General features: G+C 44.7%; 28 protein-coding genes. 19 read left to right on the top strand and 9 right to left on the bottom strand.

What is annotated here, in order from left to right:
* The first annotated feature begins 118 nt into the window (after nucleotides 1-118).
* Together LDO37_RS25685 and LDO37_RS25680 are read left to right on the top strand one after the other, a co-directional pair.
* Complete coding sequence (locus LDO37_RS25685; protein ID WP_126606405.1) at nucleotides 119-751, top strand: hypothetical protein; 633 nt, start codon at nucleotides 119-121, stop codon at nucleotides 749-751.
* Between the two features lie 940 nt (nucleotides 752-1,691).
* Nucleotides 1,692-2,012 (top strand): hypothetical protein, encoded by a 321-nt coding sequence (locus tag LDO37_RS25680; protein WP_126606404.1) that lies wholly within the window; start codon nucleotides 1,692-1,694, stop codon nucleotides 2,010-2,012.
* Between the two features lie 191 nt (nucleotides 2,013-2,203).
* Here the strand turns inward: LDO37_RS25680 and LDO37_RS25675 are convergent, their stop codons facing one another.
* The 6 genes from LDO37_RS25675 to LDO37_RS25650 all read right to left on the bottom strand — a co-directional run bounded on the left by LDO37_RS25675 (nucleotide 2,204) and on the right by LDO37_RS25650 (nucleotide 7,082).
* On the bottom strand, nucleotides 2,204-3,352 hold the full coding sequence (locus LDO37_RS25675) for a phage integrase Arm DNA-binding domain-containing protein (protein ID WP_126606403.1): 1,149 nt from the start codon (nucleotides 3,350-3,352) through the stop codon (nucleotides 2,204-2,206).
* Nucleotides 3,336-3,581: an excisionase gene (locus LDO37_RS25670; RefSeq protein ID WP_104402999.1), complete on the bottom strand. Its 246-nt coding sequence runs from the start codon at nucleotides 3,579-3,581 to the stop codon at nucleotides 3,336-3,338. The genes LDO37_RS25675 and LDO37_RS25670 overlap by 17 nt, the downstream gene beginning before the upstream one ends.
* A 220-nt stretch (nucleotides 3,582-3,801) precedes the next feature.
* Complete coding sequence (locus LDO37_RS25665) at nucleotides 3,802-4,758, bottom strand: RecT family recombinase (protein WP_126606402.1); 957 nt, start codon at nucleotides 4,756-4,758, stop codon at nucleotides 3,802-3,804.
* A gap of 10 nt (nucleotides 4,759-4,768) precedes the next feature.
* Nucleotides 4,769-5,842, bottom strand: a complete 1,074-nt coding sequence (locus LDO37_RS25660; RefSeq protein ID WP_126606401.1) for a YqaJ viral recombinase family nuclease — start codon at nucleotides 5,840-5,842, stop codon at nucleotides 4,769-4,771.
* Nucleotides 5,835-6,203, bottom strand: a complete 369-nt coding sequence (locus tag LDO37_RS25655; RefSeq protein ID WP_126606400.1) for a hypothetical protein — start codon at nucleotides 6,201-6,203, stop codon at nucleotides 5,835-5,837. Before LDO37_RS25655 ends, LDO37_RS25660 begins: the two co-directional genes overlap by 8 nt.
* Nucleotides 6,204-6,353: 150 nt before the next feature.
* The gene (locus tag LDO37_RS25650; RefSeq protein WP_126606399.1) at nucleotides 6,354-7,082 is read right to left on the bottom strand and encodes an XRE family transcriptional regulator; all 729 of its coding nucleotides are present in this window, start codon (nucleotides 7,080-7,082) and stop codon (nucleotides 6,354-6,356) included.
* Between the two features lie 118 nt (nucleotides 7,083-7,200).
* Here LDO37_RS25650 and LDO37_RS25645 point away from each other — a divergent pair, with 118 nt between their 5' ends.
* The 7 genes from LDO37_RS25645 to LDO37_RS25615 all read left to right on the top strand — a co-directional run bounded on the left by LDO37_RS25645 (nucleotide 7,201) and on the right by LDO37_RS25615 (nucleotide 14,118).
* Nucleotides 7,201-7,416, top strand: coding sequence for a helix-turn-helix domain-containing protein (locus LDO37_RS25645; RefSeq protein ID WP_104403501.1), 216 nt, complete (start codon nucleotides 7,201-7,203; stop codon nucleotides 7,414-7,416).
* 20 nt (nucleotides 7,417-7,436) lie between these two features.
* Nucleotides 7,437-8,039 carry a hypothetical protein gene (locus LDO37_RS25640; RefSeq protein ID WP_126606398.1) on the top strand — a complete coding sequence of 201 codons (603 nt, stop codon included), beginning with the start codon at nucleotides 7,437-7,439 and terminating at the stop codon, nucleotides 8,037-8,039.
* Complete coding sequence (locus tag LDO37_RS25635; protein WP_224056070.1) at nucleotides 8,036-8,974, top strand: replication protein; 939 nt, start codon at nucleotides 8,036-8,038, stop codon at nucleotides 8,972-8,974. The genes LDO37_RS25640 and LDO37_RS25635 overlap by 4 nt, the downstream gene beginning before the upstream one ends.
* A gap of 13 nt (nucleotides 8,975-8,987) precedes the next feature.
* Nucleotides 8,988-9,692 (top strand): replication protein P, encoded by a 705-nt coding sequence (locus LDO37_RS25630; RefSeq protein ID WP_126606396.1) that lies wholly within the window; start codon nucleotides 8,988-8,990, stop codon nucleotides 9,690-9,692.
* Complete coding sequence (locus LDO37_RS25625) at nucleotides 9,679-9,999, top strand: hypothetical protein (RefSeq protein WP_126606412.1); 321 nt, start codon at nucleotides 9,679-9,681, stop codon at nucleotides 9,997-9,999. Before LDO37_RS25630 ends, LDO37_RS25625 begins: the two co-directional genes overlap by 14 nt.
* A 250-nt stretch (nucleotides 10,000-10,249) precedes the next feature.
* A complete protein-coding gene (locus LDO37_RS25620) occupies nucleotides 10,250-13,501 on the top strand; it encodes a VWA domain-containing protein (protein WP_126607840.1) in 3,252 nt (1,083 codons plus the stop codon).
* Nucleotides 13,502-13,542: 41 nt separating this feature from the next.
* Entirely contained in the window at nucleotides 13,543-14,118 is a 576-nt protein-coding gene (locus tag LDO37_RS25615; protein ID WP_224055608.1) for a hypothetical protein, read from the top strand.
* A 216-nt stretch (nucleotides 14,119-14,334) separates the two neighbouring features.
* Here LDO37_RS25615 and LDO37_RS25610 read toward each other — a convergent pair whose 3' ends face one another.
* On the bottom strand, nucleotides 14,335-14,907 hold the full coding sequence (locus tag LDO37_RS25610) for a hypothetical protein (RefSeq protein ID WP_126608495.1): 573 nt from the start codon (nucleotides 14,905-14,907) through the stop codon (nucleotides 14,335-14,337).
* Entirely contained in the window at nucleotides 14,907-15,635 is a 729-nt protein-coding gene (locus LDO37_RS25605; RefSeq protein ID WP_126608496.1) for an AHH domain-containing protein, read from the bottom strand. Before LDO37_RS25605 ends, LDO37_RS25610 begins: the two co-directional genes overlap by 1 nt.
* A gap of 431 nt (nucleotides 15,636-16,066) precedes the next feature.
* Between LDO37_RS25605 and LDO37_RS25595 the strand changes: the two genes are divergently transcribed.
* From LDO37_RS25595 to LDO37_RS25585, 3 genes are all read left to right on the top strand, one after another.
* The gene (locus LDO37_RS25595; RefSeq protein WP_126608497.1) at nucleotides 16,067-16,312 is read left to right on the top strand and encodes a GDCCVxC domain-containing (seleno)protein; all 246 of its coding nucleotides are present in this window, start codon (nucleotides 16,067-16,069) and stop codon (nucleotides 16,310-16,312) included.
* Nucleotides 16,313-16,543: 231 nt separating this feature from the next.
* Complete coding sequence (locus LDO37_RS25590; RefSeq protein ID WP_224055546.1) at nucleotides 16,544-16,768, top strand: maltose ABC transporter permease; 225 nt, start codon at nucleotides 16,544-16,546, stop codon at nucleotides 16,766-16,768.
* A gap of 295 nt (nucleotides 16,769-17,063) precedes the next feature.
* Nucleotides 17,064-17,558 (top strand): pilus assembly FimT family protein, encoded by a 495-nt coding sequence (locus tag LDO37_RS25585; RefSeq protein ID WP_185829850.1) that lies wholly within the window; start codon nucleotides 17,064-17,066, stop codon nucleotides 17,556-17,558.
* 135 nt (nucleotides 17,559-17,693) lie between these two features.
* Here the strand turns inward: LDO37_RS25585 and LDO37_RS25580 are convergent, their stop codons facing one another.
* Nucleotides 17,694-20,183: a reprolysin-like metallopeptidase gene (locus LDO37_RS25580; protein WP_185829851.1), complete on the bottom strand. Its 2,490-nt coding sequence runs from the start codon at nucleotides 20,181-20,183 to the stop codon at nucleotides 17,694-17,696.
* Nucleotides 20,184-20,873: 690 nt separating this feature from the next.
* Between LDO37_RS25580 and LDO37_RS25575 the strand changes: the two genes are divergently transcribed.
* The 7 genes from LDO37_RS25575 to LDO37_RS25545 all read left to right on the top strand — a co-directional run bounded on the left by LDO37_RS25575 (nucleotide 20,874) and on the right by LDO37_RS25545 (nucleotide 25,458).
* On the top strand, nucleotides 20,874-21,674 hold the full coding sequence (locus LDO37_RS25575) for a TIGR02642 family protein (protein ID WP_126608500.1): 801 nt from the start codon (nucleotides 20,874-20,876) through the stop codon (nucleotides 21,672-21,674).
* A gap of 99 nt (nucleotides 21,675-21,773) precedes the next feature.
* On the top strand, nucleotides 21,774-21,974 hold the full coding sequence (locus LDO37_RS25570; RefSeq protein WP_104402621.1) for a hypothetical protein: 201 nt from the start codon (nucleotides 21,774-21,776) through the stop codon (nucleotides 21,972-21,974).
* Nucleotides 21,971-22,579, top strand: a complete 609-nt coding sequence (locus LDO37_RS25565) for a lysozyme (protein ID WP_126608501.1) — start codon at nucleotides 21,971-21,973, stop codon at nucleotides 22,577-22,579. The genes LDO37_RS25570 and LDO37_RS25565 overlap by 4 nt, the downstream gene beginning before the upstream one ends.
* A 34-nt stretch (nucleotides 22,580-22,613) precedes the next feature.
* Nucleotides 22,614-22,871 (top strand): hypothetical protein, encoded by a 258-nt coding sequence (locus LDO37_RS25560; protein WP_185829852.1) that lies wholly within the window; start codon nucleotides 22,614-22,616, stop codon nucleotides 22,869-22,871.
* Nucleotides 22,807-23,079, top strand: coding sequence for an Rz1-like lysis system protein LysC (gene lysC, locus LDO37_RS25555; RefSeq protein ID WP_224055539.1), 273 nt, complete (start codon nucleotides 22,807-22,809; stop codon nucleotides 23,077-23,079). Before LDO37_RS25560 ends, lysC begins: the two co-directional genes overlap by 65 nt.
* Before the next feature lie 76 nt (nucleotides 23,080-23,155).
* Entirely contained in the window at nucleotides 23,156-23,815 is a 660-nt protein-coding gene (locus LDO37_RS25550; RefSeq protein ID WP_126608503.1) for a hypothetical protein, read from the top strand.
* Nucleotides 23,812-25,458: a terminase gene (locus LDO37_RS25545; protein WP_126608504.1), complete on the top strand. Its 1,647-nt coding sequence runs from the start codon at nucleotides 23,812-23,814 to the stop codon at nucleotides 25,456-25,458. The genes LDO37_RS25550 and LDO37_RS25545 overlap by 4 nt, the downstream gene beginning before the upstream one ends.
* Nucleotides 25,459-25,462: the final 4 nt, after the last annotated feature.

Below are 25,462 nucleotides of genomic sequence, written 5' to 3'. Positions count from 1 at the left end.
CAAAAACGCGTGGCATTTTTAGCTTGCGGAGAGTTTTGTGTTTAGGGTAGTTTACTGAAACAGTATTTGTACGTTTTTGGCTACTTAACTGGGCATTAGCACTACAAAGGAAATTTCGGTGGATTGGAAGCACATAAAAATAATCTCTCTGGTTGTAGTCGGCATTTTGATTGCCGCACTTAGTTTTGTGGTTGGTGTAAGTTTTGGAGTTAGTTTCAACCAAGTTAATCTTAAAGATATTGTGATTCCAGCTTTGAGCGCACTTGGCAGTTGGGTAGCAGGTTTGGGAGCGTTAGGTGCAGTATTTACTTCACTTTGGCTAGCTGAGCAACAACGAAAAAACAATGGTGAAAAACTACAAATCAGGTTCAACATTTTTGTTTTTCCTCCAGATCTAACTCCTAGGTTAGCGGTCAACGTTACTTGCATTGGCGACAAGCCAAGTCACATAAACTCTTTAACAATGCGTTCTTCGGACACAACAATAGCGATGATGGTTGCTCAATTAGATAGATCAGGAAATCAGTTACCGATGAATGCAGCATACGGTCAACAAGCAACATTTGTTCTACCTCAAAATACGGAGCAGAGCATAAATGATTATGTAAAAAACAATTGCTCTGGCTCGTACAAAAACTTGAAGCTGAATGTGAATACTTCAACTCAATCTTTTGAAGTTGCGTTTGGTAAAGACGTTGTTGAACATTTGCACAAAAGTAGTGCTAACAAATTGCTTAAGTCTGATTCGTAAACGTGTGCCGAACTCGCTTCGCTCAAACATGGCACACGTTCACTCACAGCTTAGCAAGGCGTTATAGCGCTTTGAAAATTCAAGGGTTGTAAGGTTCCCGAAAGTTGCTGGCTTCATGTTTTTGAGTTTGTTTTCTCAACCAGTATCAAGGTGGAAAAGTCGTCGCAATCCAAGTTGCCGCAAGCTTTCAAAATCAATTCGGTTCGCTGAATTTTGAAGCTTTGCTCTTGGCTCGTTTTTCTAAATTTTCGACTGATCCGGTGTTTTGGGTTTTGTGGTCTGGTTGCAGCAGGTATTGTTGTTTATCATGTCGTCCATTGGATGCAGGCTATATGCACCATTGCCAAGTTGGCTTGTTTATTCGTTGCGCTACAACAAACAGTTCAAGCAGACCAAAAACGCGTGGCATTTTTAGCTTGCGGTGTGTTTAGTGTTTACGGTAGTTTGCAGAAACAGTAATTGTGCGTTTTTGGCTACTTAACTGGGCGTTATAGCGCTTTGATGATTTAAGGGTTGTAAGGTTGTCGAAAATTGCTGGTTTCAGTGTTTTTGAGTTCGATTTCTCAACCAGTATCAAGGTGGAAAAGTCGTCGCAATCCAAGTTGCTGCAAGCTCTCAAATCAAATTGGGTTTGCTGAATTTTGAAGCTTTGCTCTCGGCTCGTTCCCCTAAATTTATGACTGAATCGGTGTTTTGGGTTCTGTGGTCTGGTTGCAGAAGATTTTGTTGGTTAAGATGCCTTTCATTGAATGCATCCTAAGTGCTTCATTGCCAAGCGAGTTTTTTGTTTGTATCGCTCTAACAAAAGCTTCAAACCGACAAACAACGCGTGGTATTTTTAGTTTGCAGTGATTTAAGTGTTTAAGGCGTCATGCAGCATCTTGTTTTGTGCGTTGTCTGCGGTTTAAGCTGGCGTTATATCTAAAAGGATGGAGGGGATATGAAAAACAAGCTCTTTATTGTAGGAGTCATTTTTACTGTACTGTTTACTGCTGGAGCAAATGCCAAGAGATATTGGCCTACTCAAAAGCTGACAGACTGGGAGTTGTATTTAAATAATGGAGTTGCATATGTAACCTCCCCTCAATTTGCGGCTCATTGTTCATATGATAGGGGGCAAATCAATATGAGTGGAACTGAGTATGATAAGGCTCTATATTCATATGCATTGTCCGCTAAGGCGCGGGGTAAAAAACTAAGTTATGTTGTAGATAGCACTCATTCTAATTGTGTAATTTCAGCTTTGCGTGAACATGAGTAGATTCGATATAACAAAAGCTTCAAACCGACAAACAACGCGTGGCACTTTTGGTTTGCGGTGAATTTAGTGTTTAAGGCACACTGAGACCACTTTTAAGAGTTTGTTTTCGTTGAAGAAAAAATCCCCTCCAAAATCCCTCCAAAAATTCCCTCCAAAACCCCCTAAAAAGGGCGCTTTTTTCGTGATTTAGATCACTGTGGAACGAGGGCGATTTTGGTGTATTCACGACCGCGATTGTCGTGGTATCGATCTGTCATCGTCTGCGATTTATGACCCAATAAAGTTTGTGTATCCAATCCAATCGCATAATACGTTCGTTCAGCAAGAGAGCGTATTTCGTGAAATGTTGGTTCGGTGCCTTCCCACTTTAAAAGGGTTGCGTTTCTTGCTTCTCGAAAGCCTTGAGTCAATGAACCAGGGTGTACTTTGTCACCACATTTTACTCCATAGCCATTTCGAGCGTGGTGGATGAGGTAAGGCGTGATGAACTTCCTTTCTCTACATCCATCAATGATGCTTTCCAACGATTCATTCAGTAAAGGGTTGGTTAACGCTAGAGGAAACGCCAGTTTTGTTTTACCACGAGACTTGTTGGTTGCGACCTGCAAATAACCATCTTTCACATCCTTAAATCTGAGTCGGACTATGTCTTCTCGCCTCAGTCCCGTGGTTAACGCCAACTTCATGGCATTGACCAAGAAAGGAGAGTGCTCTTCTATGGCTGCTGCGAGGATCGGTGCCCAGTCGGACTCGGATAACCTTGAGCGTTTGACTTCTGATTTAGGTGGTTTAGTCGCCAGTGGGGGATTGAAGCCAGGTTCGACCTCACCAGCGTATTGCGCTTCTTTATAAATATCAATCCAAGTACCTCGAATGACTTGTGCCATGCGGGTTTTGTTGGCTTTTCGATATTCATTCAATATGGCGACAATGACACGCGTAGTCACTTCATCAATTCGTAGGTGACCACAGCGTGCATTAATGATCCGAATCGCTGTCCGTTTGGACTTGATGGTTGACTCGACGATTTCTCCCTCTTTTAATCGGTCATCTTGCAATTTTAGGTACTGTTCACACCACCTTCTTGTACTCAAAACCCCTTTGGCGTCAGGACCTGAATCAGCATTCAACAAATAGGAGAAGTGATCCGCCAATTGCTGGTTGATGCGTTGGTTCAAGTCTTTAGCGACACTCATCGCTCGGCTTTTGTCACAACCCAATCCATGGAACTTACCTGTTCTAGGATCTTTATATTGGAAATATACTTTTCCCGTTCTTTTATCGAACTTTTGGTAGAGGTTTTCGACATCGATTTGATGGCTTCTAGGTCTGGCTGCCATGATTAAAAATCCTTTCGACTAGCGGATCGGTAATATCAGATTGTGTGGTGTCGGTCAGCCCGACGAAACGGGCATCGCGCTCACATTTCCACTTACGACCTACCTTTACAGGAGGTGGGAAAATTTGTTTGGTTTTTGCCCAGTGGGACAAGGTGTTTTTGCAGTAGCGTTCATTTGGAAATACGCTCTCTGCCCAAGTGGCGATGTCGATCAATTCATAATGGCTCATGAGTGCCTCCTTACTCCTTGGTGTCGATCTGGTGAATCGTTTTTCTTTACCGCAATGGATGAGAGTGCGTAAGGTATCCCCTAAGTGTTCAGTCTTGTGCGGCAAGAAGGTAGTCACCATAGCCAATATTGTTGGCGAGTGACAAGACGTCCATAGGGCTTCCTAATACTCTGTATCGGAATTGCGCATTCTGTTCAAAATGGCGCAATCCGAGCCTTTGTTAGTTTTGGTCTCGTTCGGTACACTCCAGTGCTCTTAGTTTAATGAGCTGCTGTTTGTATGCTTCACGTGCTTTGGTTTGCTCTGTTTTCTTTAGTGCCTGAGCGTCTGCGACGACGTTGATCAGTTCACGCTCACTTTGAGCGTACTCAATCTTGAGTAGAATGGCTTCTAAGGTAATAGGCTCCTCTTGTTCAATTTGATAGTCGTCATGCGCCTCTGCCGTTAATCTATGCAAGAGCTTTTCTTTTTGTGTCCCTTCTTTAATAGGAGGTGGATTGATGGTTTTTTCTTGGATAGATACCAGTTCATCTGGTGTATACACCCCCATGATGACGTCTGGGGTGTAAAGTCGTGCCCATCGTTTTATTGCTAGGTACGCAAGCTGCTGTTTCGGATCAGACGCCCATAGCGTGGAGTTACGTACTTGAGCTTGAGTGAGAAACAGTTCCAGCTCACGAGGCTCTTCTTCGCCTTTGAGAGTGGCCCAGACTTTAATACCCAAGCCCAATTCATCGTCCGGTTTCCAGTTGGGGGCTTGATAAGTCTTACCGCTGCTATTTTGTTTGTTAGCAAACTTGCCGATGACGTTAGACCAATCACCAAACCATTCAAAATGTATCCTATCTTTGGTTGGTGCCATAGCGATGATCACGGCGTTGACCAGTTGCGCTTCATAACCAAGTGTGCCGTTGACGAGGTGGGTTTTCTGAGCCACTGAATGGGGGTTCATTCGCCACTGCATGGCTTGGATGGTCACAGCTAGGCAATCACCTGGATTGCCTCTAAGGTGGGTAGGCACGGTGGACTTGCCCGATGCCATTAACTCTGCGAACCTTTCTAGTCTCGGCATGAGATCTGGATTGAACATCATTGATGTAATGTCTACGTTAGAGTTGACCGATTCTGGCTCAGCGTTCAGTATCGCCAGTTCTTGATCAGAGAGTTGGACACTCATAAGATCCTCCTTACACTCTAAATACTCGAGTGTGGTTTGTCGTGGTATATTGTGCCGCTAGGGCTGGGTGTGCTTTTTTTAGTGCAGTGACATCGATACGTTTGCTGCTTTGCGACTTCCAAGAGCACAGCTTTTTACCTTCCTCATCCAGTAGTACATCGGCGTGATCCCCCATGAAGCTTTTGATGGCGAAATCGAGCCCACCTATAGGCTTACCCGCAACGATGGGACCGTATGCTTCAGTCTCTAGCGCTTTTATTTGATCTTTGAGGGTTTTAAAGCGTCTGAAAACTCCGACGATTTCGTCTGTGGCGACGATGCTTTTTCCGTTATCTTTGGCGTGCATGGTCTCCAAATCATGTAAGTTGACTGGAGGGGGAGGGACATCGGCTATGACGTGATCGAACCAGAAATTCTGCAGTTTCCGTGTGACGACATCGACGAGGGGCTGATCCCATCTCATGGTGTAAATTCGAAAATCATTCCCTCCAATGAGTACCGCAAGATCCCACGCTTTTTTGTTACACACCACCATATAATGGAGCTCTTGAAGCATGTATTGGTCGGGAACCTCGTCACATTCCTCATAGCATTTTACGCTACCATCTTGTTCCACGTAGATGTTCCCTTCTCCCCAAGATTCTCTGTTTGCCCATTTATCCGCCGTTTTACACTCCAATCCTTTTTTTACGCCGACGATGTGCCGGTCAATATTGGCTCTGAGCCACGGCATGGTTTTATGAATGATGGGTTTGTTTCGTTTCTGAACTTTGAATCCGGTACGTCGGGTATACTCGCGTGCCACTGTCTCTTCCAATTCCGAGCCAAAATGCACATGGTCATTATTGGATAAATCAGGGGGAGTAATGCGTCCCGTTTTTTCTTGCCATACGTCGTGAGGTGTTCGGTAAGGAGAGATACCGAGAATAGGCGCAACGTCTGTTCCGCCGATCCCTAATCGTCTTTGAAATTGAAATCCTTCGGTTTCTGACTTACTGATACCGGCACGATGGGCAAGTGTGAGTACAGAGTGAATATGTTCCTTGTGAATGGACGCGAGTGAAACAGCACTATCGTCAGTCATGGTAATAACCTCCGTGTTTACGTAGATGAAAAATACGTTCCGCAAGTGTGCTGGCAAGGGCTTCAGCAGCGGCTTCGATCATGTATTGATAGCGGGTACGTTGAGCGAGGAAGCGTTCTGGCTCAGTTGTGCTTTGAGCCAAGGCTTTACAGATGTCACAGAATTCTTCGGTTTCAAAGGCGACAGACAATACATCATCAAAAGCCCACCTTTGAGAGCCAATGCGAACTTCATTGTAATGAAGTAGGTCTTCGGTCACTTCTTTAGTGATGGAATCTAGTGCATCTAAGACGCTATCCAGTCTCTCTTGTTCGGCGAGATAACGATGTAGATCCATAGTTACTATGCATGGTGAAGTCATTGCAACCTCCAAAAAATGCGTTTTACGCATTTAAATATAAATTGCGTAATGCGCAAATTGCAAGTTTTTTTTATTCCTGTGATGCGCAGACGACAAAAAGCCCACAAAATTCGTGGGCTTAAGGATCAATAATTATTTGAAATGCTCTAATCAGAAATACGCTGAGGACCAGAATACTCTCCCAATTACGCGAATACACTCGCTTTGCTGGTTATCATAGTTCTCATCTGGATATTCGCTAAAGTTGTAACTTCTGAGTCTCACTCCATTTCCCGGCAACCGATAAAGTAACTTAACTCTAATCATTCCGTTATGATTGATAGCGTACATTTTCCCATCTTGTATTATTTTTGAAGATGTATCTATGCCAATAATAGAATCTTCGGGTAGAGCAGGCTCCATGCTATTGCCATGAATTTTAATGCAAGCTATATGGCTAGGCTCTATACCTAAGTTGTTTAATGTAGGTTTGCTCAGCTTAATTTTGCAGCCTTCAGCATCATCTAAATACAAGCTGTCACATTGAGGTGAGATTTCTTGGATATCAATGAAAGGGACTTCTACTTCATTGGCACTTAGTAAAATTCCTTTGTTTCCAATATTTCTAGAATTAACAGTATCTGATCTACTATCATTTTGATTCGAAACGCTGTCTATCTCTGCCATGTTGTACAAGCGTGAGATTGTTAACCCAAAATAATCTGCAATAGATTTGAGCTTGTCTTCACTTATCCCTTGTAGCCCACGCTCAAATCTAGAAAGATTCCCACCATCATAGCCTTCAATGTTATCAGCGAGTTCGGGAAGTGTCATATTTTGAGACATGCGTAATTGACGGACTATATTTCCGACACCGCTTGGTTTTTTTTCTTTTGTCATGACTTCTATCTTGATGCAATTTGCGAGTAACGCAAGGCGTTGAACGCAATATTTGTTGACAATCAATTGCGCTATGCGCAATATTTAAGTTGTATTACTCTAAATCGGAGAGTATGAGATGACTGAACTACGTAAACTAAGAACGGACAAAAACATGACTTTGGAATCCGTTGCTACTTCATTAGAAATAGATCTTTCTACACTTTCTAGGATAGAGCGCGGCATCCAATTACCAAATCGCACTACTGCTTCAAAGCTTTCAAGGTATTATTCAATCTCTGTTGGTGATCTCTTCAATATGTTGACTCAGGGAAGCAAACAAGTGTCAGCGTAGCAATTTGAGGGCAACTAACCATGAAACAGCAATCACGCCTTAGATTGTTGAACTCGGCAATCAACAATTGGCTAGAGTTACCTAAAACCAGCCGCGCGACCATTACCGCTGAAATCATTGAGGCCGTTGAACGAATAGGGCTAACTTCCGTCTTGGAAGAGCAGGGCATTACGTTTAACCAAAGCGATGACATTTACAATGATATGAGGGTGAATGCTCAAAAGCTTTTTCGGTGGCTTGGACACTATGATGGTATCCATGATTTCAAAGATCGTATCTGGGATATTGAACAAGCCATAGTGGCAGCACTGCCATGTGACATCCGTATCCAATATCTCAATGACGTCTATGCGTTACCCGATTTATACATAGGGACGACATCTCAGCAAAAAGATCATCTCAATTGTGACCGGATAGCGGCGTCACTCACGAAAGAAAATATGGAGGCTCAGCTTTCCGTCATTGAACTACGAGACAACCCTGAGTCATCCCCGTCCATATACAAAGCCCACCGAGAACTGAAAGAGTCCGTTGCCACTACTTTGGCTGCGATCGACGTTCTTGAACACCATTACCCTGAATTGTCCAACTTACACGATAACCAAGGAAGGAGGAGACTATGAATGCTCAAATCGAAAATATCGTTGTATTCCCCCAAAGTGAACAGGAAACCGCGCACAAAGCATCGCTAAAAGAGGGCTATTATCAGGTCGCGAATCAAATAGGGTTGGCCTTGTGCAAAGTTTCATTAAGCAGTCGGGAAAGCCGATTGGTTCAGGCGATCTTGTTTAAGACCTTTGGATACCATAAATCTTCAGATTGGATTTGTTATGAACAACTGAGTGAGCTGACAGGGATCGATAGAAGTAATATTGGAAAGGTGAAAGCCTCATTGATTCAACGTCGGATCTTACTGCGTGATGGTAAGAAAATTGGCATTAATCCCGTGACATCGCAATGGGTAATGAATATCAGAAATGGCTCAATTCGGTCAGCTCAAAGAGAAATCCAATCTTTAAACGGGACGTCTGAGGAAGAAAAAAGAGTCAAAACCGACTCATGTCAGAGTCAAAAGCGACTCAAAAAGACCCCCTCAGACAGCGCACAAAAAGAGTCAGAATTGACTTTCGAAAAAGTCGAAATTGACTCACAGAAGAGTCAGTTTCGACCCCCACAAAAGAAAAACACTCTACAAAAAACAAATATAAAAGATCTGTCTACAAACTCCCCTTGCCGGAAGAAACCCAAATTGTTTAAAGCGTTCTTTGATGCCTATCCGGCTCATCGAAAAGGAGGATCCGATGCCCATGTTTGGAAGGTTTGGAAAGCCGAAAGGCTAACGGAAAGCGATGCCAAGCTCGCGTTGGAATGGTTGCAGATGGCCGCTCGTCAAAGTCGGGATTGGGAGCGCCAATCTGGATGCCCGTTTGTGGTCGGTATTACTCGGTTTGTCCGAGAGAGGCGCTGGTTGACCCCCCTGCCCATCACGCAAAAACGCTATTTGCCGCCGGATTTCCACAGTGGGGATACAAGTTGGGCGGATGATCTAGGCTGGTAGGTAGAGGCTTGTCATGAAGAGCATTTCGACGTTGGGTGGCAAGTTTGGTAACACCGCTTCGACAAGGAGCAACCATAAGCATGCTGCGGTGTGTCGTGAGCCGAGTACAGCACGGCAAACTGAGGCAGCGAACGTCGTCAATGCGTTGTTCATTGAGCTGCAAGCCATTTTTCCAGCATGGCGACATTCATTGCCTGACGAAGACACGCTCAATCAAGTCAAGCGCACATGGACCAAAGGTTTTTTGGAAAATAACATCGTGACGCAGGTGATGGTACAGCAAGGTTTAAGACGGGCGAGGCAAAGTGGCTGTGCGCACTTCCCAAGCGTTGGACAGTTCATTGAATGGTGCGTGGATTGCCATGAACGTTTTGGTATCCCAGCTCAGCGTAATGCGTATCTCGAAACTTGCAGCCATGCCAGTGATCCACTCAGTCACCGTTGGTCACATCCTGGCGTGTATGTCGCAGGTATGAATACAGGGTGGTTTGTACTGAGGATACAGCCTGAATCGTATACATATCCGATCTTTGTGCAGTGCTATGGGCAAGTTCTGAAACGGGTGATAGCAGGGGAGTCATTTGAAGGGGTGGTACCCAAAGCGCTGCCTGAGAGACCTGTCGGTTCACCCACTAGCCGAGATCGTTCGCTGGAAATCATACAAGAGCTGAAGTGCCGATTTGGGTTTAGGAATAACCATGATAATGAGTCGACTTGAAGCGGAGTTTGCCTTGCAGATACGAGCCTTGAAATTGCCTGTGCCGGAGACGGAATTTCGTTTTCACCCAGTGCGGCAATGGCGATTTGATTTTGCTTGGAGCCTCCAGAAATTCGCTGTAGAAATTGAAGGTGGTGGCTGGAATCATGGTCGTCATACAAGAGGAAAAGGGTTTTCGGACGATCTCAAAAAATACTCTGAAGCCATGCGACTCGGTTGGCAGGTGTATCGCTGTGACGCGGCATTAATCAAGTCCGGGGAGGCCATTCAGGTGGTTAGGGCTATGTTGGAGCAATGCGAGATGTAGAATTATTTAATGCGGATATATAAGTTTTGGGGTGAAGTTTTATTGCAAATATTACGGATTGATTTATTCCTACTTTTATTAACAGCATTAATTCGTGCTTTTTTGTTTCATTTTTAATGCGAGTGACTTAACACGATAGAGTTTTTAGTGTCGTCTGAACTTTCATTAGTATTCGCTTGATTTATGATTTCATGAATTTATATAACGCGTCGTGTTATGTATATTTTTATCAATATAATCAAGAGGTTTGATGTTAATGCAAAGGAAAATTCTCGCGGTTGCTATTTCCAGTGTCATTCTTACTGCGTGTGGTGGAGGCTCGGGAGATACAAGCGATACCAACACTACAGTTTCACCACCAGCGCCAGTAGAAAAAATCAGTGCTGAAATACAAAGTAAGTTTGGGGCCATTCCAGGAAAAATCGATACAGACGGCGATAGTTTGCCTGATGACTTTGAGATTACGCTTCTATATCCATTTGGGAAGCCTGATTTATCTGATACTGATGGAAATGGTGTCTCTGATGCTAATGAAGATCACGACAGTGATGGTTTAACCAATTTAATTGAATTTGAACATGGCACCAACCCTTTAGACTCTGATTCCGATAAAGATGGTCTTTCAGATCAATATGAAATTGACCAGTTTGGAACTGACCCTTTGGTTGCTGATACCGATCAAGATGGTTTGTCTGACAAAGAAGAGTATGACTTGGGGCTCGATCCGTTGACCGTTTCCGTTCTCGAGAACTTAGTTACTTCCACTGGTATACCTGGGGAACTCAAAGTATCTCTAACGGGGGATGATTATCTTGCTAAACACGTCAAGATATTTGAGCTCGGTCTGCCAAATAACTTGCAACCCCCAGGATTGGTGGGAAAACCGTATGAAATCCATTTGGATGATGAAAAAGTCCAATCAATGGATAGGGCGCATGTTTCTTTTCCTTATGACGACAGCGTAGATCCGAATAATTTAGGTATCTTCACTTTTGATGAAGTAAAAGAACTGTGGGTACCAGCAGATAACGCAGAGCGTCAGATCGTTATTGATGAAACATCAAAGGTAGTGTCACTGGAGCTTGAGCATTTTTCGAAATATGGCTTGTTTGATAAGCAGGCGTGGGAATCCTATTACTCGAATATTCCAAATGTATGTGAACCCTCCGACTCGAATAAAGTGCGCCCACTCGAACTGGCTTTTGTTTTAGATAGTTCAGGTAGTATGAGATGGAGTGATCCAAATGATATTAGAATTGTGGGTTCGAAGCATCTTGTTGATAGATTGAAAGATATTGATCGGGGTGCCGTTATTGATTTCGATAGAACTGCGAAATTGCTGCAATCTCTAACGGATAATAAAGTCGCAATTAAATCTGCTTTAGATTCAGTCGGCGCGAGTGGGGGGACAGACATTGGCAACGGTGTAAGCAAGGCATTAGAGGAGTTTGCTAACGCTAGACCTGCTTCAGATTGGGCTGTTGTTTTACTTACAGATGGAGACGGATCTTATGACCATTCGTTGACTGCAGAATTGGCTCAAAAGAATATCAGAGTGCTTGGTATCACAATGGGCAGTGGCGCAAACAAAAGTCTAATTCGCGATATTTCTGACTCAACCTACGGGATTTACCAACACGTAAACACCGCGGATGAGCTTATTGAAGTGTTCGAAAGGTTCAGTACTATCTCTGGCGATACATTGGTCGATACAGATCAAGATGGACTGACAGATTGTCAAGAAATACAGGGCATTCGAGTTGCCAATAGCACAGAAACATTCTTCACAGATCCAAACAACCCTGACACAGACGGTGACGGTCTGTTGGATGGTATTGAAGTTGGGGAGCGTGTCAGCCTGACAGAAAATACTTCTCTAAATCCAACACAATCAGCAGCTCTGCTTGGAAGTCGTAAAGGCTATCAAACTATTAACAATGGCACGTTTGAAGGCTCTTATCACAAGATGATTTCAAACCCTACTGTCGCTGATACTGATGGTGATGGGGTTAACGACGCGATAGAGCTGGATGGAGAAGCCAATCCTTTAATTGTTGATAGTGATGGCGATGGAGTACTAGATGGAGTTGAAGGCTTTTTTGAAACTTCATTTGTCAATGTGGATACGGATTTAGATGTCATTGAGGACAGCCTCGAAGTAGCTCATCAACATTATGGCTTACTATCAGGCGTTTACTCATACATTTTAGATCTAGACCCTACCAATGCAAGGTTAAATCAAGCCGGATTTACTCTTTCCAATGAAAAGATTGCCAAAAGTTTAGGGTATCGGACTGAGCTAATCTCGACATCTGAGTTTCCATTCGTTGATTTCAATACTTACCAAAATACTATCATCATCCCAAATGCTGAACCATCAACTTGGAATATCGACCAAGATTATCAGGATTCTCTGAGTTCGTTGCTTTTACAGCAGGGACTGCTTACAAGATTGGAGTTTACAAAAGGGTTAATTGTTGGGCTGGAAGTTGAAGGTGATGATTTTATGGCACCTAATACAACGGCTGCGCTGATGGGGGGATTGGTTTCCGGTTTCATAGTTGTAGGAGATGTCCGTGATGCTTTTATCAATGTAAGTCAAGCCGACTTTGGTGAAGCGTTACTCAATTTGGCAGCCTTGGTTCCAGGGAAAGGTGACGCGATTAACGTTGCCAAAGTACCTGTTTTTGTCAACTCGTTCGTCCGTCGTTTTCCGAAAAAAAGGGCGGCAGTTCTTTCACTGATCGCCAAGGCTCCTTTCCTTCCGGAAGATTACAAGCGCGCAGCGTTGGTTGCTGAGCTTGGAATGGTTGCAGATGTATTTTTAAGTAGTGAAGAGCAAAATCTTGCAACTTCGGGTGCTAGGTCGACAGCTGTATCTAACGACAGTTCGCTTACTCCAAGCGATTTACTGAAGCTAGTTTCAGGCACTAAACCTAGAACTTTAGAAAACCTGGCTCAACTGGTAAAAAATGGCAAAGTCAGTACGAAGAAAATTCGTTCTGAAGCTAGTCAGTTTGGGGCGGTGAATGGGTACTTTGGTAATGCGACAATTAATGGGGTAAAACGCGCTCGTGGACGTTTGGGGGAGTTTTATACCGAATATATGGCATTGAATCACCTCTATCCTAATTCGCGAACTTTTGAATCTATGAATTTGAGCAAAGTTTACTCTACTTCTGTACCGAGTAAGAAAATGCCTCAAGGGAGTGTGAGGCATATTGATGTCGCTATTGAGACCGCTGATAATCGGACGATAGGTCTTGAGTCAAAAGTAGGGCAGATTAGAAATTCTAAATTTGTAAGGAACCAGATTGAAAAAGATTGTGAGATAATCAATCAACCAGTTAATGGTCAAGACATTTTAGATGAGATCGAATGGCATTTTTATCCAAGTGCCGTTTCGAATAGTATTGGTTTCCCAGCTGCACTGACCGATATGTTCGATTGTCCTAAGTTTCCTGGTGGCAAAAAGATCAAGCCAGTTATCCATTTACCATAGTTTTCAGGGCTGCTAAGAGAAATCTTAGCAGCAATATTTAGATGATAGAACTTTCAGCAACAACGAAATTAAATACAAAGAAAAAGGCTCATGATTTTGTGGCGCAGTTTCTTTGTAATAAGACTGATATTAATGAAACGTTACGAGCTTTTGCTGACGATAAAGGGATTGATAGGGAGCGTTTGGATCTTTCCGTTGATTCGTTGGATTATTTGTTTGACTGGCTCGTTGTCCATTCCGAATTTGACAATATCCAAGATAAAGGTAACGGCCCATTTTGGGTCGAGTTTGATGCCTTGTTTGCACTTACAGGTAAATACTCAGTTGAAACCTTATTTATGATTGATTTCAGTGTATTTTACTTTGGGGAAGTTCTTGTTGCTCAAACAACAGGCACAAATTGGAGCTACCATTTAGATGCTTCGTTGAAAGGTCGAAATGCCCGTTACAATGGTAAGTACACACCGTGTATTGTAAATCCGGAAAGTGGGGCATTCTCATGTCCAATTTTTTTCTTGTTTTACCATAAACTCCGCAAAGCAAAAGTTAATGGAATTCAAGATGTTAACCCCGTATCTGAAGAAGCGATAAGCCAAATAAATGAGCTTAATAGTTAGAAGGTTCTCACGCTACATCAAGAAAGGAATAAGGATTTAAAGTTTCACAACGACGCGACCATATTAACAGGTTACTTCTCGGGTTTAGGTAGGACTTATGTAGTCAGTGCATTCCTAAAATTGAGACCGAAAAGAACGTAAAATAAGAAATCTGACAGGTGCCGTACCAAAAAATGAGTCACTGTCAGATTTTTATGAGTACAGGTGTATTCGGTCTTAAAAAACCGCTAATAGGTTGGGTTCAAAACGAAGCCCTTCGAATTTATGGTTTTCATATATCGACTTAAACTCTTCGGTTACAAACAACATTGGACCCACTAGTCTCGATTTAAATATGAGTTTTTCGGCGATATCGTCTTGGTCAAATGCCAAGGTGTCGTATCCATCCTCGATTCCATTGAGGTATCTTTTAGCACACAGCGCCGCATCTTCTTTACCAAACTGCTGGCAGTTAAATATGTACATTTGTTTTTCGTCAACTCGAATTGGTAACAGTTCACCTTTAGATTCAAGGTAAGGAGAAAGGACTTTTTCCGCTTCTGAACTTAAAACGAGATAGGTTCTAAGCCAGATAAAAACATCCGGAATATCAGTATTGTCGCCTAAGACTTCTTTACTGAAACATGACACCTCTGTATTCCAATATGGGCGCAAACTGATATTGGATGTTGGCTGTTTCCGTAGTTCGTTAAAGTTAACACCATTTAACATGGATGCTAGGGACATTACGTTAAGATTAATCGTTCTAAAGTCCTCTGGAAGCTCCATCAATTGGTATATTTCTGTCATTATTTATCTGTCCATTTTGTATCTTTTGCGATTAAAATTTGTGCCGGATGTGACCCGGTTCTTAGTCTGCTTTTCACGTCGATGAGTCGGTTTGTGAACACTTCTTTCGGTAATGTATCAAGCATGAATTTTGAAATTATCCAAGTCTCGTAATTGTACCTGTGAATCTCCCTATGACCGGGGGATTTAGGAGAATCCCAGTTCAACGGCTTATTCTTTTTGAAATTTACGAGCCAGACACCGTTTAGTGGGTCATTAATGCCATAGCCGTAGGCATGTAGGTTAAGTCTGACATTCATGAGTTCATCCTGACGGTATCGCCCTTTCCCAGGGATGATATGGTGAGGCTCGTGATTTGTGGTTGGTTTAGGCTCTCCAATCGCTGTCAGATTTGGAGCAAGACGATCCGTAGGGTGATGCTCTTCGTTATAAAGAGACTCTAAATCCCCGTCATCTGATGCTTTTTGTGTGGAATAGCGATATTCACTAAGTTGATTTTGCAAGTATACCCGCGCAACAATTTGTTTACGAAGTACCTTTAAATGTTGCCAATCTTGTCTTGCAGCTTCCTGATATTCGATGTTTTTTGTTGAATCCTCAGGAAGGGTAGAATTTCTCTTGTTATGAAACTTGGCACAATCTTGTTCGTAACGATGAATGGCGAGTTCAAGAGGCGTAGGATTGGAAGGTCTTGGCGGAGGTGTGAGCTTTTGATATTGATTTTTCATACATATATCCCCAAAAAGTATGTTGAGGATAATGCTTATGAGTTTTGATGCATAAAAGAGGAATATAAGCTTTTTAGAGGATGTGCACAGATTTAAAGGTGGTTGCTTAGTAGCAATAGTCGATGCGGAAACAGGCGATAAACCAACCTTACAGTAGGCTAGCTCAGGTACTTTATTTTTACGTTGCCACTTGGTCTAGGGTTATTGTGGGTTGCTTGGGACAAACGCAAGCAAGGTTGGCATGATAAACTGGCAAACACTGTTGTCATTAGCTGTAAAGATCATCATACCCCTCAGGAAGTGAGTTCACTTCCAAGAGCTAGCTTTCGATGCGTGGGTGAGCGAGTTTACAACTTATTGAATACACAATAGGTGTCGTACCTCTTTTATTTGACTATGCTAATAAAAGGTTGTTTGCATAGGGCTAAATTATGGAAATAAAACTTGAATCCGAACTCGTTTGCCCAAGTTGTGGTAACAAAAGCGTAGAGACAATGTCTACGGATTGTTGTCAGTATTTCTACGAGTGTAAAGGGTGTGGTGTGCTGCTTAAACCAAAAGCAAACGATTGTTGTGTCTTTTGTTCGTATGGCAGTGTGCCGTGCCCGCCCATTCAAAAGCAGCGTAATGCTTCTAACATTTTACCGACTCGTGCAACAAAACATTCACATCACTAGTTAAACCCTCAAAACTACATTATCGGTTGGTTTTAAACAATATTTTGAACCTTTAGGGAGAAGGGGGGAGTTTTATGGTGTGTAAAGAGTAACGTTCTAGGCACTGACTTAATCGAGCCCAGCATTATAATATGCAAATATGAGCGCATATATCACATTTAAGAAAATGTATTATTTTATATTTTCTTTGTGCATTTATAATTGCTGTTTATCAAGTTTGAGACACTGTGAATGGAGAAGAAGCTACAAGCAAATGTTGTCCGATGGGTAGCAATCAGCTCTTACGCTATCCTATTGTTTGGATGGATGTTTTGGTTCTGGCTAGCAATCAATATCGGTGGTTTTCATATGATGGTATTTGCCTTCTTTCCTCTTACCCTACCTTTTGCCGCTGTTTTGGGGCTCTGGAGCTTGGTATTTGGACTCCCAAGTTGGCTCGGTTATGTTTTTATTTGAAAAAGCATGTGATTAAGAGGGGGAATGGAAAGGTTATGGTAAAAAAAAAGAGCCTACGACCATCCGAAAATATTGGGATCGAGCAAATAGTTGGATGGTTAACGGCCCAAAAACAAAGGTTTCATTTATTATGTTAGCAGAGTCTTATGTTTCTGCTGCCTTTTTGCGAGTGGTACGTCTCATTATTTCCAATCTATGTGAGCTTTGATTTACATATGTGGCAACATTCCATTCAAATATTTCAACTCATACCCCCGATTTTGATATGGAACATCGCTGCAAAACAAGACACTTGATGAGTGGATTTACACTGATAGAGCTTATTATCACTCTGGCGGTGATGGCGATCCTCATGAGTGCCTTTGCCCCCAGTTTTTCCAGCATTATTGAGTCCAATCGAGAAACTAAAATTCAAAGTGAATTAGGGGATATTTTTAATATGTCTCGTAATGATGCGGTGACTCAAAACAAACTGATGTACTTACATTTTGTTGGATTGCCCCAAAACAGCGAAGTGACACAAGATTGGTGTGTATTACTGACGACCAGTTCAACCACACCTGTGTGTGATGCTAGCGCTGTTTTTTCTATTCGAAGTGATAGCCATCCAAAAATCACAATAGAGCGAACCTACCCTGAGACCTATATCAAATTTAGCGCCGTCAATGGTAAACCAACACTGAGCAATTTTGATATCGAAGGTAGGCAGAGTGTCATAAAGTTTTATGCTAATTCTGCCGATGTCGTGGAATTTAAAGGTACTTTTTGGGGAAGAGCTGAGTTTATGTGATGTCCCTTTTTTCAAAAGGCGGTGAGCGTTAACAGTTAATGGGCTTGAAGATTGCCTACTGTTTAAAAAGCATCAGGCGAGCCTAGACTCGCCTGATTTCATGGCATCTTAAATATTAAGCAATAAATCATTTTACTACGGTTGGCACGGGTCAATCAGGTTCCAGTCACCATCCGTTTTTGTGGTATCTGGCTGTTGCCCTTTTGTCCACCATTTCGCTTCGAAGGTATTATTTCCAAACATTACTTGATCACCTGAAACATATACGCTCTTGGCATCCCACGGTTCAGCAGCGCCACAGGTCTGTGTTACCCCACCTGTTACTGTGATCTGGAATGTTTGACTCGTAACAATCTGACTGTCTGATACTTGCAATACCACTTGGTGGCTACCAATATCTGCGTCCGATGGTGTGCCACTTAGTCGCAATGTGTTGGCATCAAACGATAGCCACACAGGTTTGGTTTTGGCTCTGAATCGTATCTCTGGGCTATCTACGTCTTTGGCGCTCACCTGATAAAGATACGCGGTACCACTGGTCGCATTAACCGGTGCTACCGATGTGAATTTCGGAGCTTGATTCACGTCCAACCCTGCTGAGATTGAAAAGTCTACGTTTGAAATATCGAAGAAGATATTATCAACGGCTTCAACTTTTATTCGAGCCGTTTTGCTTATCAGATCTGGGAGCACGACGTCCGTTGTCCCTGTATTCGGCACGTTTGCAGCTAGTGTATGTGGGTACGTTTTACCACCATCTAAGGAAAGTTGAACATTCACCAAACTTACATTCACTGGGGGTAAATCGGTCCCAGCAACTTGCCAACGCACTGTCTGCGTTGAACCGGGCAGCCAGTTTACTTTTGTATTCGGTTTACTGACCACAAATGGTCCCGCGGTTCCATCGACAGTAATCACACGCTCATCCCAAGACACTTGAGGCGATTCTACGTTATTATCCCGAGCCACTAACCGAAATTTGTAGCTGCGTGCCACGGAAGAAAGTACCTCCCAGGTTGGCGTCTGGTTGTTGACAATTGCGTCTAGGTTCGGCAGGTAACGAGTGGGTGATACTGTTGGCAGTTTTGCTCTGAATGTGGGACCGGTTACTTGATTCGCTGTTGGACGTGCGACTAAATCACCTCGATCAATTTGTTCCCAACTGTAAGTTAATTCAGCTTGGTCTTCTGTATCTACTGCCGACCCCGTCAACACAAATGGCGTTTCTTTTGGGATCGTCACGTCTGGTCCAGCACTGACGAGTGGAGGTGTGTTTAACGACATCTCAGACGTACCGCATCCACTGCCATACCCACGATCCATAAAATGACGAACATTCCCGATGCTGTAACTATGGAACATAGCATCGGAGTTCACTTGAACATTCGGTCCACAGACACCTGCGTATCCCATGATTGTGGAACCGCTTCCCGGCTCCACCGCATTGTAAGAGACGCGATTACACCCTGTATTGTGAGTATGTTCGGCACCAAATTGGTGACCAATCTCATGCGCGACGATGTCGATATCAAATGCATCGCCCATCGGCATACCTAACCCAGAAACGCCGCTTCCCTTGCCTCGGGTACAAACGGATCCGATAAGTGCACTTCCGCCGCCCGTTGCACTGAACAGATGACCAACATCGTAACCTTGTTGACCAATCACCTTATCAATGACGACCTGACTTTCTCCTTGCATTAAATCTGAGCGATTGTTTGTGTAGTAATCGTTTACATCGAGGGAAAATAGCTGATCAGTGGTCGGGATCAATTGCAGGCGTATGGCCAAATCACGCTCATAGATCTCATTCACCCGGTTGATTGTGGTTGCAACGGCTGACATCACGCTCTGTTTTGTCCCACCATGAAAGCGAGAGTATTCATAAGTCGTTGCTATTGCTAAACGATATGTTCTTAACGGGTACATATCTGAAGTTCCAAAACCTGAGCGACCAGAACGGAATGAAGTGCCTCTGTTAAGCTGCGATTCACTGCGAGTCAGTGTTTCTTCGAGAAGACGCAGATCCTTTGTTTTGTGATAATCTTTTTTGAAATAGCTGATGTATGTTCTGGTATTTCCTGACTCATAAGGGTCGATATAGAACGTACCGTATTTCTCTGATGTCACCATCGCATGAAACCCTTGCGACGTGTAGTCCAGTACGATCCGAGTATTCTTAGTTTCCGCACTGGTTCCGCTAAACGTTTTAATCTCGGGATAGCGCGCAGCCAGTTCTGCCGGCAGCACTTGGTTTGGCGCAACAACAAAGGTTTCGTAACCCCCATTCGGCAATGGTATAGAAAGATCGACGCTTGCCACCCTTTCATTCGCTAGATCTGTAGAAGCCGTTACGGTCTGATTCAGATGATGTTTAAGGTGGTCAAGCTCTAACTGGATTAAGCGGAATTTAGCTGGCTTGATATAACGTTGGCGGTCAACTTCGGAAGTAGAAGAGTGTTCCACCGTTTCTTGCCAAAACTGGGTGCTTGATGGCTGATTTATGTGTTCTTTTTCTAACATTGCTGAGTGGACGTCATTAGCCGCTATTGCTTGACTCACACCAAGGGCTGTTGCAGATAAAGCAAAACAGACATTAATCCATCGATTCATATTTTTTTTCATGTCGGGCTCCAAGAGTGACATATCCTTTCGGACATACGTAAACACAGTGATATTTGGGTAAATGCAGCTCGCTGAATCTCACAATAGAACGTTTGCGTACAGTAAAAAAAGCATGTCTGTGACGCCCAAGGTAGGAATGCTCACTCTATTGAGAAAACCATAAGTTGCCTAATATCAATGACATAATTCATTAGTCGCACCAATAGTAGGGATTAGGTTTTTCGTGTCATTTCAATGAATTGAAACGATGTTGAACTCAAAATGAGAGTTTATTCATACGATTAATAATTTACGCTTTATTTTATAAAAGATTGATAATAAGCAGGAATTTAAGAGAATGTTCGCTACGGAGTCGGACATGTGGCGAACTATCAAATCGGATCTCAGCTGACGACTTTGTAACGTGTTGTTCATCAGGCTTACTGAGTGGTTTCATTTATTGTTTCTAACTCGTACGCACCACCATTTGGTCTTTCTATACATACGAATGAGTTTGGAGTGCAGTTTTTTCAACTTGAAGAAACAAAAGCGCCAAGCTGACTGGGACTGTTTTTATATACAGTGTATAATGGTGTTCTAACGTGAATTTGTCATGACGAGATGCATGGGCTATCAAAGGTCGCTTTTCATCGAAACGCGTTCTTGGTATGCGGCAGTGCCTTGTCTGAATAAACGCGGATAGGAGGCACCATGAGCAGAGCGCTTGAACTTTTGATGCGAATGCATCTGGAAAAAACACCCACCGTTGAGCGGGGGAAAGCCGTCCTGACTGGGGATGTGATCATCGGCATATTGGGGTTGATGCAAAGACAACATCCCTTAGGGAGCGATCTCATTATGGCTCGCTGGCTGGATGACCACCCCGCAATTTCACGTGTGATTGACGCCTTGCACCAATGGGTGAACGACGCCCCTTTACAGCGAAAAGATCTTGCCAATCACGTCGCCTACATTGCCTTTGAAGTCTTTTGTGGTAAACCTATTTTGCCGCAACGCCGAAAGTTGACGTCACTATGGCGAAAGCACAGTGAACAAGGGCGTCGAAGCAAACGTTTGATCAAACAATGGCGAATTCAGAGCAAACGCCTTCAAACTCAACTCTCTGATGGGACGACGCCGCATCGGCTGGACGAACGCCAAAAGGAAGTGGAACACTATGAACAGCTCATCGCTCGGGAAAAAACACGCATTGATGCCTACGCGACTGCGCAAGCCACACAAAGTACACACTGCCCAAAATGTCGAGGTACCGGAGTGAGTCAACCGGGGAAAACGTGTCATGAGTGTGGCGGTCATGGGCGGATCGCCCCCGATCCAAATAAGATACGCCAGCACCTTCGTGCACTTGGGGTAGCCAGAGTGACGGAACCGGTGTGGCGAGATGAACTGAAACCGTTCTTTTATCATGTCAGTTCGCGTTTACACCTTGAGCACGACGAGGCTGTGCGTTATTTGGAAGAACGCTTGGTGAAGGAGAAACAGGTCGTGTGACTTGAACTTGGCCTAAATCTGGTTCATTATTACCCCATCATCACAAGCCTCACCCTCATGGGTGGGGCTTTTTCGTTTCCGCTCTTCGAGGATAGAAACATGACGGATGTGTTCGATCGTGTGACCGCTTGGCTGGTGTATTTATTCAGTGCAACCGGTGCCTTCTTCAGTACGCTGAGTTTGGAGTGGTGGCAGTTTCTCTGTTCGCTGGTGCTTGGACTCGCCATGCTGATCATCAACATTCGTCATAAAAGAGCGATGCGAAAAATTGCCCGAGAAAAAGGGATCAAGCTGCAATGAGAGCCGGACCTCAACTCAATCAGCTCACCAAACCTTTACTCATTGCGGTGATCGCACTCACGGGTGGATTTGAAGGGTACCGATTGATTGCTTATCAAGACAGCGGTGGTGTATGGACCGCTTGTTATGGTGAAACGTTGGGGATCCAGCCTGACGCACGATTCTCACCCGAAGAGTGTGACGCCATGTTTGGGGCATCTCTCAGTCGGCACAACACCCCTTTGGAGTCGCTCTCTCATGAATTACCTGCTCATGTCCACATGGCGTCACTGGATCTGGCGTACAACATTGGAACTCATGCGTTCCAGCGTTCTACGATGTATCAGCTACTGGAGCAGCAAGACTACCCGCGAGCTTGTCTTGAGCCGCTGCGTTGGCGGTTCGTAAATAATAAAGACTGCCGCTTAGCTGAAAACCGCTGCCGAGGCATTGTGGTCAGAAGGCAGATCACATCACAAGTATGTTTGGGTGACATGTCCATCAATGACGCACTTAAGGCGTTAGGGCAATCTCCTTTAGACGCCGATATTCTGGAGCAGTTAAATGCTGATGCTGTCACCACTGATGAAGTGGTTAGGGCTCGCCTTGATCACCTTGGTGCCTAGTGGGCTTTTGTGGCTCCAGAATCGGAGTTACCAGGTGGAAATAGAACAACTCAAATCGCACTTGATACAGAGCCAAACGTCAGTAGATCAGCAACGCTCCGTGATCGAACAACTCAAAAAACACAATGCAGAGAGCACCCGACTTTATGCTGAGCGCTTACAACGAGAGCAGGCAAAGCGCAAAGCGCTGAAAGCCGAACGGCTCTTTTATCAGAACGCCCTCGCAGATGAAACCTGTTATCAGCGCCCTTGGCCCGATGCTGTTATTGAGCGCTTGCACCAGCCCTATTGAACCCGTATCGGTTCAGATGATCCGCATTTTGCCGCCAGAAGGGCTCATCGTTCCTTGTGACAAGCCATCTCTCGTGGGACGAACGCCAATACAAACGCTCTCAACGGATATTCCTAACCTAAAACGGGCGTTGAAAGAGTGTGCGTTTCAAGCGGAATCCTACTTGAAATGGCGTGCCGCCCAACAAGCATCCGATACGGAGGAGTGACATCATGCGGATAATTAAATGGGCTGGGTTAAGAATGCGACGCCAAAAAGGGCAGTCGCCATCGTGATGGTTGGTGATGGCAAAGACCGACTGGGCACAGCTGCAGACACAATTTGAACGCGAGAATCGGGAAAACGGGGTTGGAGCGCGAGAATGGTGTGAGCAACATGGGCTCAACTACCACAGCGCCAGACGGTACATCAAAGTGCGCAAATCTGCGCCATGTAAAAGTGCGCAGACAGGACGTCAGAGTGCGCAGAGAAAGCGGGTTTCGGGTCAGTTTCAAACGGGCAATCAACGCGCTCGGAAGAGTGGTATTTACGCGCGTTATTATCCCGAAGAAAAGCGCTACATGTTTGATTTGGCGCGCAGTGCCACCTTGGTTGACGAGCTAATGATGACCCGTGTTCGACTGCAATCGGGGTTTGAATATTTGGCGCTACTGATCAGCGAGCTTGGTCTGTGTGATGACCAAGAGCGGCGAATGAGTTTGCATGAGCGCGTCCAGCGAGCAGGGCAAGATTTGAATGCGTTAACGGCACGTGTGGAGTCGCTTGAGAAAACCTTATCCGCTCTCGATGCCGATCGCGCTCAAACTGAGAAAGCCCGAGAAGCGGCACGCAAACTTCGGCTGGAGAGCGACAAGCTGGCTCAAGAAGAGGAAGGGGATGGTACGCCTTTGGATGAGATGTTAACGGAGCTGCAAGCCATGGGGACCGGAGGCTTACCCTCATGAGTGTGGTGGAGGACATCAAGGCGCGACTCGGTGACCGTTGGTGGCGTTTGAACCACTTGTACAAGATTGAAAATGAGAAAGGGGAGTTGGTGCCGTTTGTGCTTCGACCGGCTCAACAGCGTTTACTGACCCAAATGTGGTGGCTGAACCTGATCCTTAAAGCACGCCAAATGGGCTTCTCGACGGCCATTGACATCTTTTTGCTGGATGAGGCGCTGTTCAACGCAAACCTCAAATGTGGGATCATCGCGCAAGACAAAACGTCGGCTGGGGAGATCTTCCGCACCAAAGTCGAGGTTCCCTTTGATAATTTGCCTTCCTGGCTTAAACGTCGATTTCGTGTTCTGTCCAGACGCAGTGGTGCTTCTGGGGGATACATTCTGTTTGGGCATCAGTCGAGCATCCAAGTGGGGACGTCGTTTCGCTCTGGGACCGTGCAGCGACTTCATATTTCGGAGCACGGTAAAATCTGTGCAAAGTACCCAGAAAAAGCTCGGGAAGTTCGCACCGGAACACTCAATACCATTCACCCAGATTGCATTGCTTTTATTGAAAGTACGGCCGAAGGGGTGGGCGGGGACTTTCACACTATGACGATGCGTGCGTTAGCACTGAGCCACCATGATGCGGCGTTATCTCGAATGGACTGGAAGTTTCATTTTTTCCCGTGGTGGCAGGAGCCCAAATATCAGTTGCCAGTGCCAACATCGGAGTTGGTGCTCAGTCGTCACCATATGGATTATTTTGTTGCCATCGAGCGTGCCGCCAACACCACATTGAGTGACGAACAAAAGCAGTGGTACATCCAAAAAGAGGCGGAACAAAGAGAGGAAATGAAACAGGAGTTTCCTTCCACGCCCATCGAAGCGTTTCTGGTGTCGGGGCGTCGAGTGTTCAGTGCGACCGATACGATGCACGCTGAAGCCCATTGCGAAGCTCCCATCTTGCTGTACGACATGGAGCCACAGACCGGTCGGCGCACTAAGTCCCATTTGCCAACAAGGTTGGATGCGCAAGGTCAGCAGACGCTGATGAATCGACTGCTGATTTGGGAGTTGCCCGATGATGAGGATTACGCCATGGGGATCGATATCGCGGAAGGTCTGGAGCACGGTGATCGCAGTTCGATTGACGTGGTAAAGCAGAGTACGGGAGAGCAAGTGGCACACTGGTTTGGGTATTTAGATGTGGAAAGGCTGGCGATGTTGACGGCGCATATCGCTCAGTGGTACCGAAATGCGTTTGTGGGACCGGAGCGCAACAATCATGGGCATGCCTTTATTCTTAAGCTTAAGGAGCTCTATCCTCCCTCTCGGATCTATGCTGAGCAGCTGATTGACCGTGATAGCGAAGACGAGACCGAGCGTCTTGGTTGGCTGACTACGCGTCACAGCAAGCCCATATTGACGGAAGGTTTGAAGTCATTACTGTCCGACCAACAAAGTGGGATCCGTTGGGTGGGTACGGTCTCCGAAATTCACACCTTTGTGTACGACGCCAGAGGCAGTATGAATGCACAGGAAGGGTGCTATGACGACCAGTTGATGAGCTACATGATTGCTCAGGAAATGCGAGTCCGGATGCCAGTGCGTCGCCCTAGCGACGAACTGCCAACACGGAAAGCCCATTGGATGACCCACTGATGAG

Origin of the sequence: Vibrio penaeicida (genome assembly GCF_019977755.1) — a bacterium.
In the GTDB taxonomy this organism is placed as follows: Bacteria; Pseudomonadota; Gammaproteobacteria; order Enterobacterales; family Vibrionaceae; genus Vibrio; species Vibrio penaeicida.
This window is presented reverse-complemented; position numbering and strand designations above follow the sequence as displayed.